14 protein-coding genes are annotated in these 13,528 nt (G+C 48.9%); 3 read left to right on the top strand and 11 right to left on the bottom strand.

All coding sequences use genetic code 11. The features are described from left to right. Positions 1-19 precede the first annotated feature (19 nt). A complete protein-coding gene (locus PJI16_06860; protein ID MDT3777275.1) occupies positions 20-478 on the bottom strand; it encodes a hypothetical protein in 459 nt (152 codons plus the stop codon). Between the two features lie 484 nt (positions 479-962). Here PJI16_06860 and PJI16_06855 point away from each other — a divergent pair, with 484 nt between their 5' ends. The 3 genes from PJI16_06855 to PJI16_06845 all read left to right on the top strand — a co-directional run bounded on the left by PJI16_06855 (position 963) and on the right by PJI16_06845 (position 3,858). Next, entirely contained in the window at positions 963-2,000 is a 1,038-nt protein-coding gene (locus PJI16_06855; GenBank protein MDT3777274.1) for a YjgN family protein, read from the top strand. A gap of 97 nt (positions 2,001-2,097) precedes the next feature. Further along, on the top strand, positions 2,098-3,198 hold the full coding sequence (locus PJI16_06850; GenBank protein ID MDT3777273.1) for a M48 family metallopeptidase: 1,101 nt from the start codon (positions 2,098-2,100) through the stop codon (positions 3,196-3,198). A 243-nt stretch (positions 3,199-3,441) separates the two neighbouring features. Next, positions 3,442-3,858 carry a hypothetical protein gene (locus PJI16_06845; protein MDT3777272.1) on the top strand — a complete coding sequence of 139 codons (417 nt, stop codon included), beginning with the start codon at positions 3,442-3,444 and terminating at the stop codon, positions 3,856-3,858. Between the two features lie 266 nt (positions 3,859-4,124). Here the strand turns inward: PJI16_06845 and PJI16_06840 are convergent, their stop codons facing one another. The 10 genes from PJI16_06840 to PJI16_06795 all read right to left on the bottom strand — a co-directional run bounded on the left by PJI16_06840 (position 4,125) and on the right by PJI16_06795 (position 12,814). After that, complete coding sequence (locus PJI16_06840) at positions 4,125-4,409, bottom strand: hypothetical protein (GenBank protein ID MDT3777271.1); 285 nt, start codon at positions 4,407-4,409, stop codon at positions 4,125-4,127. A gap of 296 nt (positions 4,410-4,705) precedes the next feature. Next, on the bottom strand, positions 4,706-5,017 hold the full coding sequence (locus PJI16_06835) for a hypothetical protein (GenBank protein MDT3777270.1): 312 nt from the start codon (positions 5,015-5,017) through the stop codon (positions 4,706-4,708). A 95-nt stretch (positions 5,018-5,112) separates the two neighbouring features. Continuing rightward, the gene (locus tag PJI16_06830) at positions 5,113-5,565 is read right to left on the bottom strand and encodes a hypothetical protein (protein MDT3777269.1); all 453 of its coding nucleotides are present in this window, start codon (positions 5,563-5,565) and stop codon (positions 5,113-5,115) included. A gap of 405 nt (positions 5,566-5,970) precedes the next feature. After that, positions 5,971-7,095: a type III PLP-dependent enzyme gene (locus PJI16_06825; protein ID MDT3777268.1), complete on the bottom strand. Its 1,125-nt coding sequence runs from the start codon at positions 7,093-7,095 to the stop codon at positions 5,971-5,973. A gap of 596 nt (positions 7,096-7,691) precedes the next feature. After that, positions 7,692-7,817 carry a hypothetical protein gene (locus tag PJI16_06820; GenBank protein ID MDT3777267.1) on the bottom strand — a complete coding sequence of 42 codons (126 nt, stop codon included), beginning with the start codon at positions 7,815-7,817 and terminating at the stop codon, positions 7,692-7,694. Positions 7,818-7,935: 118 nt separating this feature from the next. Then, on the bottom strand, positions 7,936-8,703 hold the full coding sequence (locus PJI16_06815; GenBank protein MDT3777266.1) for a hypothetical protein: 768 nt from the start codon (positions 8,701-8,703) through the stop codon (positions 7,936-7,938). Between the two features lie 372 nt (positions 8,704-9,075). After that, positions 9,076-9,216, bottom strand: a complete 141-nt coding sequence (locus PJI16_06810) for a hypothetical protein (GenBank protein ID MDT3777265.1) — start codon at positions 9,214-9,216, stop codon at positions 9,076-9,078. Between the two features lie 345 nt (positions 9,217-9,561). Then, positions 9,562-11,436, bottom strand: coding sequence for a hypothetical protein (locus PJI16_06805; GenBank protein ID MDT3777264.1), 1,875 nt, complete (start codon positions 11,434-11,436; stop codon positions 9,562-9,564). 212 nt (positions 11,437-11,648) lie between these two features. After that, positions 11,649-11,837: a hypothetical protein gene (locus PJI16_06800; GenBank protein MDT3777263.1), complete on the bottom strand. Its 189-nt coding sequence runs from the start codon at positions 11,835-11,837 to the stop codon at positions 11,649-11,651. A 32-nt stretch (positions 11,838-11,869) separates the two neighbouring features. Then, complete coding sequence (locus tag PJI16_06795; protein MDT3777262.1) at positions 11,870-12,814, bottom strand: hypothetical protein; 945 nt, start codon at positions 12,812-12,814, stop codon at positions 11,870-11,872. Positions 12,815-13,528: the final 714 nt, after the last annotated feature.

Genomic DNA, 13,528 nt, shown 5'->3' with positions numbered 1-13,528 from the left:
CTTTCTGGACGCGACGGGACTACTCGCCGCCTGTGAGGAAAGAGGATATCCGTCGCATGGTAAAGGTACCACCAGGTTCAAGAGGGTTGTGATCCTGGCCAATGCGAGTGTACCACCAACGTCCCCGAGCGACCGGCGAATCATCTAACCACTTCAGCTCAAACCCTCCCTCCCGATCGTTACCGGCTTGCATCCATTTGCCCTTCCACACCCCATCCTTCAGTTCATGGGTTTCAAACCAGCCATCCTCCCAATCATAATGTCCTTTCCCCGCCTCATTTAACGTAATGGTATTGGACCCGGTATCGTCTGTATAGGCCCATATCCCGGCAAGTTCTTGAAGTTGTCGAGGTGGATGAAAGGGTTCCAGACGAGAACGCACTTCATTTTGAGGAGTCTGATGTGAGAGACCAGCACAACCCAACACCCCAACAATATTTATGACGACCATGATCATTTTGACTATACTTTTCTGCATGAATCCTTCCTTGACTCCCCACGAGAATTAAGTTGGGAAATTATGTTTAGGATTGTATCAAATAAGACCGATAGAGCCAGATACGTGAAACCCTGTATCTCCAGAGACCACCACTGATGAGCCCGATCAAAAAGGTGGCGTCTGAGCGATGGAACTGACGCCCGCTTTGTTCTGTACAAATTGCGGGAGGGTCAGAAATGGCGGAGAGACCTGTTCGCATTGTGGGGTCGCGCGTCATTCACCACTACAGGAATCCGTGAATAACTCCAATGAACCACCACTCGCCACAGACCGTTCCTTGACCCCATCAGAATCTCAGGGCCCGTTGTTCCCTAATAGGGCTGGCCCATTGACTGAACATGGCTCAGATTTAGCATATTTAGGTTTTGCGCAGAGAAAACCGACCGAGCCCCTTCGCGCAATTCCCCCTTTGGACATAGACAACGAGTCGGACGATTCCGATTTGTTTCCCGTCCACCATCCCATGTTTTGGGGGCGTGGGCGAACCCTCTTTGGGATTTTCATTGTCAATACTTTTTTCACATTACTGACTCTTGGCCTGTATTCTTTTTGGAGGAGAGTGCGTATTCGCCAATTTTTGAGCAGCCAAACCAGTTTTGCTCACACTCGCTTTTCCTATCATGGGACACCGCAAGAATTATTAAAGGGCTGGTCAAAAGCATTTTTAATTTTTGGTCTTCCCTATGCTTTGCTGAGTCTCGTTCCCCTCATATGGGACCAGATTCCAATCTGGATTCCCAATGCCCTTGCAGCAACCATGGCCCTGTGTTTCATTCCTGTCGCTGTGGTCGGATCGCATCGTTATCGCTTGAGTCGAACTTCTCTGGGAACAATTCGTTTCTCCTTCCGGGGGCACGTGAAAGCCTATATGAAAATATGGATCCTGGGAACGGTACTGACCTTGTTGACTGCCGGCATCTATTATCCGTTTTTCGAAAATGCCAGACGAAAATTTCTCGTCACTCACACCTACTTTGGCAATCGCCCATTCACCTATTTCGGAACGGGAAGCGGACTCTTGAAAATCTATGCGAAAGCCCTTGCCCTCAGCATACTGATTGTGATCACACTCATCGGGACCAGCGCCGGACCCGAAGGCCTGTCAGTCTTCGCCCAATGGCCATCCGGTGGTTGGCGAGACCTCTTGTTCAATTCCATCTTCATCACCGGGATTCTCACACTGCTGCTACCGTGGTTTTATCTGCAGGTTGCCAAACAACGGTACCAATGGAATCATTCAGATTTTGGAGATGCGCATTTTCAATTTTCTGCCTCCACCTGGAATTTGGTGGAGTTGCGGATGACGAACTTCTTCATACTCATTCTTACCTTTGGATTAGCCTGGCCCTGGGTCCAGGTCAGGAATCTTCAATTTTTGTATTATCATCTCACCCTTCAAGGCCCTTTAGATTTTCAACGGATCGAACAGGAAGCCTTGGATGCTTCGCCCACCGGAGAAGAGCTTGCGGGATATTTTGACGCTGGTTTCGATCTGGGCTAATTTGGCCTTTGTGCATGTCAGTGTTGGACCTTCCCGACATTCACCTCTCACCATCCATCGACAAATTATGAATCCCTTAGGCTGAACCACCTCGATCATGGCATACCCCACAGAATGGAAAGGGTCTTATTATGACGGACAATCGGCAGTTCCCCAGCATGTCACCATCTCCGTGACAGCTGTCGGCCTAAGTCTTCACTTTGCTGACCACACACACACGACATGGAACTACCATGAACTTCGCCAAACCCAGGGGCGCTACTCCGGAGAAGAAGTACGATTCGAGCGAGGGACAGGAATTGGCGAAACCCTGGTCATCCCCGGCCCCAATATTCTGCTGGCGATTCATGAGCATGGCGGATCGGACACCAAGCATTTCCATCATCCCCACACGCGAGGTACACGCGTGTACTGGACAGTGCTTGCCGCACTCGCCAGCATCCCCATCGTGTATGGCATCTTTATCTGGGGGATTCCCTTATTGGCTCAGCCAATCACCGCCGCCATTCCGATTTCCTGGGAAATTCAGTTGGGACAATATGTTCAACAGGAAGTCACAGCCGGAAAACCGGTTTGCCAGAATCCGAAACTGATCCACGCGGTCGAATCAATATTGACGGCCCTGACCGATTCCATCGACCGCCCCCCCTATCGATTTCAGGTGACCGTGGTGGATAGCCCCGTCGTCAACGCCATGGCGGCTCCGGGCGGGTATGTCCTGGTCTTTCGTGGTCTTCTGCAGGACACCGGTTCTCCAGAAGAATTCGCGGGAGTCCTGGCTCATGAAATTCAACACGTTCTGCTTCGACACACCATGCACCTTATCGTCAGGCATGTATCGATGGCTTTCGTCATCGCCGCGCTCAGCGGGGATGCCAGCGGCATAGTGGCCTATGCACTCCAAGCCGCCCAAACGCTTCAAACCCTGTCCTATAGCCGTGACGCCGAAAACCAGGCCGATGAACAGGGATTCCAATTATTACAGCAGTCGAAGATTAATCCCGAGGGGATGATCACCTTTTTCGCCAAACTTGGAAAAGAACAACCTGGGAACGACGTCTTTCGCTATCTTTCGACTCATCCGGAGACCCAAGACCGGCTAGCCCACCTGAAGTCTTTGCTGCCACCAGGCTCCATGACCTATCGAACCTTCCCGTTTCAATCTGAGTGGTCTGACATCACCACATACTGCAAGTGACCCCCTAAAGGCATTTTCCGAACCCGGTTTGCCTCCTGGCGCAAACGCCCTTGACGGGAGGTTCAACTCACCTTTTTAATACCTAGCCCATTGCTCTCCAGCCCTGGAGCCTTCATAATCATTTCAATCGAGACATACCGGAATGTATGGTGTCTTTGTTTGTACCGCGACTCCAAATACACCTATACCCCGTCTGTCTAGTCGGAGGGTATTATCATCAACACACAACAAGGGGTGGGTCACATGGGAACCGAAATAACACGCTATGCCATTGGGGATCACGGGAAGCTACACAAATTTACCGGAAAGAATGTGCCGGCCGGCACCGAGGCGCTGGTGGAAGAAGACGGAACAAACTTAACGGCGAAGGGGAAAACCTATACCGCTCGGTTTTCGGATATTCTTCCGAACGTGGAAATTATTCGCGTGCAATTCGACCAATACAGTTCGAATGCCATAGGTGATGCCATGGAAGCCCATGATAAAACCCTAGAAAAGATTCCTGAAATGCTTGAAAATACAAAGATCATATCAGAAAAACTCAGGCATGATTGGATGGCCCAAGACAAAGCCTATCAGGATACAGAAAAAGCCAAAAAAGTACCGCCGGCTGCAGCAAAAGTCACAGCCCCTGCGAAAGAAGCGATTGCGGCAACCTAATCAATCCCTCCCTAATTACAGAACATTCCAGGACTAAAAATGGCGCCGTTCGCTTCAGGGTCATCATCATTGTTCCCCCTCTGCCCCAAAAAGCAGAGGGGGAAAACGCTTCAATATTTCTCAATACTCAAACTAAAGAATTCCGAAAAAGGACCGGCTTAAGCCGGTTACGACCTGCAGGACCTTGCTATCAAGGCTGAGGAAGAGCGGGTAAAATTCATGGGGCTAACCATCAAGATTTGCTTCACCTTGATCAAATAAACGGACTACTTTTTTCGAAACGTAATATGATCTTTATACTCTTGAATCGCGGCGCCCAACGCCTTCGACCCTAATGGGATATTGGCCTCCAGCGCATCTTCAATGCCTTGATCGTCAATTATCACTTCATAGCATTCGTGTTGATTGGTGAGCACCATGCCCTTCTCCGTTTGCCGGGGCATATAGATTTCCGTCCACACTTCCTTTTCCACCAAACACACATCCCGAAACCGTTCATACAAAAGCTGCAACCGTTCTTGATCAGAAATTACGAGCGGATTACTTTCCATTACTATACATCTCCCTTTACATCGTCAACAGTGGTTCCTTTTCTACTCCCCTCTCATCAAACTCGTCAAGTGGGTCGCAAGCTATTTTCCGAAAACGGATACCCAGGGGTCGCGGTTAAGAAACCAGAGATAAAAAAACGTGCCCAGCCAGCCATGATAGAGCCCCAGCGGCCAAAGGTTTCCATCACGGATATAGAACGGGATAAAAAAGCAGGCCATAAGGCCGGTGGCCAGCATCAGCCACCAATCGGGGAAATGAACCACGGCAACAGGATCACCCCAATGGGAAGGGATAACTACAGTCCATGCTGAGGAAAAATTTTGATGAGATTATCGACACCCAGGGCCTGCACAAGAAACTGTTGAAGGATTCCCCACCCCGGATACATGAACAACAGAAACAGCATGGCATACCAGACCATGGCTAACCGCAACCAGGCAAATAACACCGATGGCCAAATGAAGACTTGTCGAAGATTGTCGGTGCGAAATCCCCAACTCTTCCACCTCGTTGGATCTTGCCGAACCTTCCAGACAACATAGCTTATCCAACTGATGCTGGCCAAGGCTATGGAACAGTCCCTTTGCACCAAGACTTTTGAATACAAGATGCAGCAGCCCTGTCAAGACAACCGCAGAGAATTCCCACCAATTGCCAACCCGATCATCGGGAGAAATTTTCAGAAAATCTCTCCCCCATGAATTACAGAGTATAGGCCGAGGAGCCTTTGAGAAAAGCCACGGAGGGATCCTGGGGGGAAACCGTGATCACTGGTGAACCATCTAGGTAATGATCCGTAATGAAGCCCAATGCATCAGACTCATAAGGAAAAAGACGGACCACAGCAACAACCGTCTTTCCCAATGTAGGAAAAACCAATTGAACATCTTGCGGCCGTTGAGTTTTCAGTGTTTTTGTCAGGGCTTTTTTCAAACTTCTGGCTGAATCTTTCGGTAAGACCTCATTAGTGGCTCGCCCAATCAAATGCTCTCCACCTAAAAGGTGTTGACAGGGAACAGGGAAAAAACAATCTCGATAGATCCCATTTTCATCCCAACGAAAGATTTTATGCGGAACAAACGAGACATGATCACCGGAAAAAATCCTGCTCAAAAATTCTTCCCACATCGCCTTCGACCACCGTTTACTGGACATAGAACCCTCCATGGTTTCTATCCATTTCCTCTATCATATAGGTCAATGATCATTACACCAAAACTTCAGGGCTCTTTAAGAGAGTAAATAAGAGTTCTCTTCTCATGCACAACTAGGGAAAGTCCTAGTTATTCCAAAAAAATTCCCTAGTATCCTATCTACTGTATTAAAAAAGGAACGATTTAGAACAACGCTTCTCTTCTCTATGCCTAAAATAGACATAAATTGTCTGGTTCACCGGGAAGGCCTTGGTCCAGTTCACTCAGAGTTTGGTATTTGACCACCCCACCCTGCGGCGTTATCTGAGTCAGAAAATACTGTAGGAAACCCAGGGAAATAAATCAACGGCCTCTACAATGCAATAAGCAGCAAAGCGAGCACACGGTCCATTGACAAGTCTATCCGCTAGAGACAGTAGGTCCGCAAGGGTGGAAATCCATTAAACCCCACAGACGCATAGCTGCTGGTATAGGCGCCGGCGCTTAAGACTTCGATTCGATCACCGATCGCCAAATCCATGGGCAACTCATAAGATGTTTTTTCATATAACACGTCTGCGCTGTCACAGGTGGGGCCAGCCAATATCACCGGTCCCGTTGGACCCTGACGGAAGGTGCGTAGGCGATACTTTATACATTCATCCATCGTTTCAGCCAAACCGCCAAACTTTCCGATATCGAGGTACACCCATCGCCGGACATCTTCGCGAGATTTTTGAGAAACCAGGATCACTTCGCTCTGGATAATTCCCGCATCCGCCACCAGAAACCGCCCGGGTTCAATCATCAGTTGAGGGGATGGGATACCAAAGGATTGCTGTAGAGCCTGTTGAATGGTTTGAGCGTAATGGGAAAATGGCTGAAGAGTCGTTTGGTAGGTAGCCGGCAATCCTCCGCCAATATTAACCCATTCCAGCTCCAGACCCTGTCGTCTCAATTGGCGATACAATTCCGCTGCCTGCTGCATGGGTTCGACCCATTGCTGCGGATCGGTTTGTTGGGACCCCACATGGAACGTCACACCCAGCGGTTTCAACCCAAGATCACTACTTTTGATGAGTAATTCATATGCCATGGCCAGGTCACAACCGAATTTTCTAGAAAGAGGCCAATCCGCGTTTTTCCCTTGGCTCAGGACTCGACATTGCACTCCAGCACCAGGCGCCTGTCTCCCCAATTTTTCCAGTTCGGCCACACTATCAAAAGCAAAGAGTCTAACCCCACAGGCAAAAGCATAGCCAATGTCCGCCTCTTTTTTAACCGTGTTGCCATACGACAGCCAAGTGGCCGGCACCCCGAGAGACAAACACAAATCCAGTTCATAACGGCTTGCAATATCAAAGCGGGAGCCCAGCGTCGCTAATAGTTGAATGATTTCCGGGGCGGGATTGGCTTTCACGGCATAATGGATCGCTGCCTGGGGAAACTCTCCTTGAAGCTCAAGATACTTGTGTCGTACCTGCTCAAGATCAAGAGCTAAAAACGGTGTCTCAGGACGCCCGGCCAGAAATTGCTCAAGCTTTGGGGTCAGGCTGCGGCAATCAATCTGTGACCAAACATGTCGAAGCGATGGAGCACTTGCGAGAACAGAAACCCCCTCATTTTCGAACCCGGAATTAACAACACTGGTCTGCACATTCCACTCCTATGACGATGGTGATTAAAAGGGAATCAAACGCGCCAAGCCTAAAGTCAAAGGCCTTCGAATACATCGGCTAAGTATCCAGGACATCTTAAGAGGAGTCCGGAACCATTCACGAGCCTGAAACCAGACTCCTTGATCCCTGGCGCAAAGCTTTTCCAGTCCGATGGCAAATGGGAAATTCGTTTGAGAAATTTTGGGACCATGCGGTGGGAAATCCCAGGTCCCGTTACACCATAATCTTTGAAGCGTTGATTGGCGGGACCCGTAGAATGCCTCGAAAGGGGCACAAATAATGTGGGAAAGAGGCGAGCAATAGCTCGTCGGAGGAATCCATGAGTGAAACCCGATTCCCGGGTTTCAGCTCGCCCATGAAAGAGAACACATGTTCGCGGGATGGAAGTTCCTTATTCTATAGGCAGGGGTCACGACACAAAATTTCAGCCAAAAGCTTATTCTATAAAAAACCCTAGCGACACCACGTTTCAATCTGAAATATTGCCCTTCAATACGATCGAAGAAAGCATACCACGAGCTTCCCCATCTGGGAATATCCCTTCCGTTTTTCCAATAAAAATATTGGCAAAAATTATGGCACTCTCCACATTCATCAGCCCTATCCTTCGTTAAGGATTGAGTTGTACGTTGATCTACCCTGGCAAGGCCCTAAAAGGCCTGGACTCTGGACCAGGAATTAAGGGCTTCTTGCATGAGGAACTTCTTTGGAAATTACTGAGGGGGGAGCCCAGGATCCTCCGGTTCTCCGGAGTCGCTCATGACCGTTCCGATCAATGGCTGGTCATGACAGGATTCAGCAACATCCATTTGGCAATACATGGCCTGAGGATCATCTTCATTCCATATCCCACCGTTGTTAAAGCAATCCAATTTTTCAATACAGGTGTTTACTTGCTCTTCCTGGCCGGAAACCGCACAGGTCGAATTGCAGGATGCAAAGACGGGTTCAATGGAGGTACCCGTGCAATCGCTGCCCCCTCCGCTAAGCAGGCAATTCAGCGCTGCGGCGGTTAATTGGCGACCGAGCTGCAGTTTCGAATCCCCGCCTGGGGATACGCATAACGCTTCGACGACCGGAGGAATTTGGTTGGTACCATTGGGGTCTACGGAAACAATTTGCCCACAAATATCAATTCCCTCATACCCGATAGGGAAATTATTCAACAGGGTGATATCATTCTTCTTCGCATCTCGACAGGCTTTCGGACTTCCCGCCTGGCCTGGCGGTTCAAAATTACAAATTACCGTGCCATCCATTTCATAGGTACACTTGTCCGTCGCCGTTTGATCATAGGAATTGACGGTGGACAACCAGGCCCGGATAACTCCTTCAGATATGTTAGTACTACCCGATTTCTCCTCGCCTGCATGAGTGCCCCAGAATCCAGCCGTCCGGCAAATCTCTTGAGCATTTACCTGGCTGGCAACACTTCCCATGCTAAAAACAAGACAAGCCGAAAACAATATCGTTCTTCTCATTGTTAAACCCCCCTGAGAAAAAAGTGAGTGTTTCCTTCGTGAGGATTGTTACATTTCCCCAAACTGATGAGATTTCAAACCCTTCAGTCAAAATCCCTCAATAGTGGCATGGAGTCGAAAAACCATCCCATGCGTTCTTGGGTGTATTGAAACCTGTGAAGACCGCTGACTATAAGATTTTTGGGGAATACCCGGAGAACAATGCCCTCTGCCTTATCGGCCTGTGGGAGGACAACTTAACCCAGGCAGGAGCACTGGAGGGAAATTAAAGAAAAGAGATCTAGCAACATCCTATCGGTTGCATGGTAATGAGCTCTCTTGCCTGCAACTTTTATTAAAAAAAAGACATTGGACGCATAATGGTGAAACATGTCAGTAAGTCCACATACCAGGCCACCATCCGCGATCAAACAGCGGGGAAGCCTGGTCGAACACATTCTTAAGCCACGCTTCCACGTTCCCGTCTAAAGAATTGCCCGTTTCGATGAGTGAGATCCAATCTTTGGGTTTCATCGGCATTCCTCAAAACAGATCGATTGTAATTGGGAGAAAGGAGCCTCATCATTTCAACACGTCTGCCGCTGGCCAATTGCATGTTGAACACATTGAGGGCGTTCCTTCCAAGGGGGACCAAATTATACGTACTATTTTAAGGGCATCTCAAAAAAATGGCGAAACACCCACGCCCAAAGCGCTGCAGCGAGGAAGAATTTCCGTCTAGACAAGGCCATCGGGGATTACCATTTAATGGTGTACACCGTACCACGCTGTTTGAGTGGGCAAACAGCAGGACTTTTCTCACTATATTCTGACAAACCTACGGACAAGGAACTAAAATTCCACAAACATTTGGTGCAACTAGGAAGTCGTAAAACTGAAAACTTCACTCTTTTTTGTACCACCGCAAAGGCTGAAGGCCCGGACCTGCCAGTAATAAACTTGGTTAGAAAGCAACGTCACCTCTGGCTTCCAATGAGTCGCGGTGATACCGGAAACCTCGGCAACAATGCTTGTCCCAAATGGAGGAGGTTGAGTCGCGAGTTTGACATTGTATGTGTTCGCACCAGCCTTAGGTTCCCAGACAAACAAGGGTTGGAGTGCCACATTACTTCCACTGTCAAGGGGTTCAAGAGCGGTCGTCGGCACAGGCGAACCACAGCCGGCATTTAGTTCCTCCGCTCCACGGTCGCATTGTCTGGTGCCGGTTCCACCATCCACCGGTCGACGATTCCCATTTTGATCCAAATTCGCACACCGAAGGCCCGAATCCACAAGCGGACTCCCGGTTAACGGGATATGAACGTGAGTGTATGTCCCGGCTTCAATCCCGCCGTCACTATCGGTCAGTGGACCGAGTTGGGGATCCAAAAGTGCGGTATCAGTCCCACTCAGATCATTCGGAAGAAGGTTGAGGACCCCGCATCCGTCGACTGTTCCAACTAGATTATGATCACGAGAATCGAATGATTGATTACAATCATCGGTTGACCCGGTTGCATTTGCAATTGAGGCATTGTTTCGTGCAAGAATAGAGTTTCGTAAACTCATACTATTGGCATTCAGCCCCCCGCCAGTTCCGTATGCAAGATTATCGACGATCGTTGAACTCTTAAAATCGATAATCCCCGATCCGTAGGCGCCGTAGGCGCCTCCCCCGTTACCCTTAGCAAGGTTCAAGGAGACCGTGGAGGTGTTGACGGTCACATTGCCTCCATAGACCCACAGTCCGCCCCCATCTCCATCGGCTGTGTTATAGGCCAGACTGCCTTGCACGAGGTTGACCGTTCCCTGCTGCAACAGGTTGTAAACTCCGATTCCTCCACCATAACCGGATCGATTTCCATAGAATTCGGTGCCAAACACATTCACTTCTCCGCCTGATTCCACGTAGAGCCCTCCTCCAGATGGGAGCCCTCCGGCAGTGAACGTCTCCCCATTGGTGAAGTTTTCAAAAAGTACGGAAGTCGCGATGTAAACCGGGGCTGAGCCCCAATTGACGGCAATGGCCCCACCAAATAGATCTGCCCAATTATAAAAAAATGTACTATTGGTCACATGAAGTTCACCAAACGTGCGAATCGCGCCTCCCCGTCCGGTGTATGGAAGAAGTCCCGTACTGTCATGAGCGCTATTATCCGAAAAGATGGTGCCGTCGATATAGACTTTTGCTCCGCTCCCGATATAGATTCCCCCACCATACAAGGCTTCGTTGGCTCCAAATGCACTGTCATAAATCCGCACCGTCGGCCCACCCCTGATCGGGTTCCCATCGACAAATAGACCTCCACCACGCCCTTCAATCGAGTTAATTTGAGAATAATGTAGATGGCTGGCAAGCACGGTAACCCGCTCAAGGACCAAATCACCACTGGTGTAAATGCCCCCACCGTTCAGATCATTCGAACAATTCTCCAGAATACTATCTCGGACGACCAAGTCTGCATAGTTTTGAATACAACTCCCTGTGACCTGGCTATGAAGGGTCACCCCGTTAAGGCTTGCATCTCCTGCGCTGGCATTGAATACAAACGCACTGAGCGGACCTTCAACAATAGTGCTCGCACTACCAGCCCCGACGAAGCTGAGATTGGGTATATTCACTTGAACAACTTCCACATAGGTACCTGGCCCGATATCGATGACATCTCCGCTTGCGGCAACATCCACGGCCGCTTGAATCGCCGAGTAGGTGCAGGCAGACGGGCACACATCCAAGGTTACTGCCCCAGCCATGGTACCTCCCAAAGCAATACATACACTGCTCAGAAATAGAAGACAGAGGAGTCGTTGGAACTTCAAAAACACTGGAAAAAGATGAATTTGTCGTCGAATTGGATGGGGCATGTGAAAATTCATTTCTGATTCCTTTTGTTGTCGATCAGAAAATGACGGTGGTGAAAGGTATGAATACTGATGTGGCTTTCGGCAATCAGCACAAATCCGCTTCATCCACCAGGATCGTTGTGATCATTCGCGTCCGCCCACCGAACCACTGGCGCGATCAATGGGTGCATGCCGAGTAATTGGGGCAGATCGAGAAGACAATGTTCCATCAGATAACGGTCATTTAAAAACGCAACCTCTCCACCATATCCATCAATTGTCAAATGTTTCCCAAACGTACAGGTGTCCATGACATTTCACTCCTTTTTAAAAATTCCGGCTCTTAAATAACCGTTATTTGCACGATCAAAATGGCGATCAGTATGAGTGTGACCGATGTCAATTTGACAGGGCTTGACGTCATCTGGAGTCGCAATGTGTCGCAGATAGCTGGGCTCAAGGATTTCCGATATCGAGAAAGCAGCAGCCCAGCACTGAACACCATCACAAATAGCGGGAGACTACATTCAACCACTGCGACTATCGAAACCGAAGGCCCAATAGCCGTGGCCCGTTGCGATGCCAAAACAGCTGCCAATTGAAGGAGTTCAGCCACAAGAAAGATCCCCCCGAAACGCCAGCACAACCCGAGAATGCGTTGACGCCGCCTGCGTTGTACTCCGCCGACAATCAACGCAGTAAGGAATGTACCGAGAGAAAAGAGCACGACCCCATTCCAATAGCCCATTTGTTCGAAGACCCAGGCCTGCAGCACCATCGTCAGCGATATACACAGCACCGCAACGGTCAACAGAACGACGGCATGCCGATGCACCCCTGAGAGGTGATACCGGATCAGCACAAAAATTCCACCCAACGCCAGTACGATTGCAAAATAATAGATCGGGTCCAGGCGCTCACCTAACAGGACAAAAGCCATCACAGGGACAAATAAAACACTGAGCGTATTGAAGGTTTCTGAACAGGAGGCATCGTTCATAGTGAAAAGAGCTCTGAATACAAAATAGAGATGGAGGAAGTAGCAGACACCGGCCAACAGTGCCGGCCAGCTTGTCCGCAATGTCACAGGCTCCCAACCCCCAACCTCGGTAGCGAGCACGAAGAAGGGAAGGACGCAGAAGAGGCCAGAGATAATGGGACCATCTGAAGGAAAACGGAATATACGCTCTCCCACAAAACACACATCAATAATGCAGGACACTGCCCAGAGAGCTGGCGTCAACAACGCCATAGACATCCAGTTGTTCCACACATCAAGTTCCATCACTCCCTACTTTCCGTTACTATCATCAGTGGCTGTTCTCTATGTGATCTGTCGAAACCGTTACCAAATAGGTTCATGAAGAATGAAGAATGAGGGATAGAACCATTCGTACTCTGACACCATTCTTGAACATTGTTATCAAGCAAGCATCACGCCAGAAGATCAACCTTCAAACACACCCTACAAAAAGTCACAACAAATCAACCTCATTGTTTCTCTTGAACTGCGCCACCTCACTCACTTGCCAAGATGCCTGGCCAAGAATTCGTATCCATTTGGATATGCTTATTATCGAAAAACCTTTCCATAAGCATTGGCCTACCCACGATTTTTTCCTTTTCATTCAAAAGCACCTCTGACCCTTTAACCCTTTAACCCCAGTAGGCCGGGTCTCATCAATAAAGAATTCTATCGTTCGTTTCACGCATGACCATTGACGATCTAGGAGGAGCTCCTAGGAACGGTAAAGTTGCCCTGGGATTACAAGCATCGGAAGGAAAAGAAATGTAAATAGGGTGGGTTAAGAAATCCGTTTTTGGAAGTTTAAAGAACCGGAAGGAAGAAAGTTATTTCAAATGAAGATATGGTCTATAGCAAGTCTTTAAGCAGCACATTGTAGTGGTGCGGCCAATTCACCAGGAGAAGACACCGAATTTTTCTAAAAGATGGCCGGCACCTAGTTGACCGCCCTATAACGTTTGAAGATTTATTGTCTCC

It is taken from the genome of Nitrospira sp. MA-1, from assembly GCA_032139905.1.
In the GTDB taxonomy this organism is placed as follows: Bacteria; Nitrospirota; Nitrospiria; order Nitrospirales; family UBA8639; genus Nitrospira_E.
Note: the sequence above shows the minus strand (reverse complement) of the source record. Positions and strands in the feature narration are given on the sequence as shown.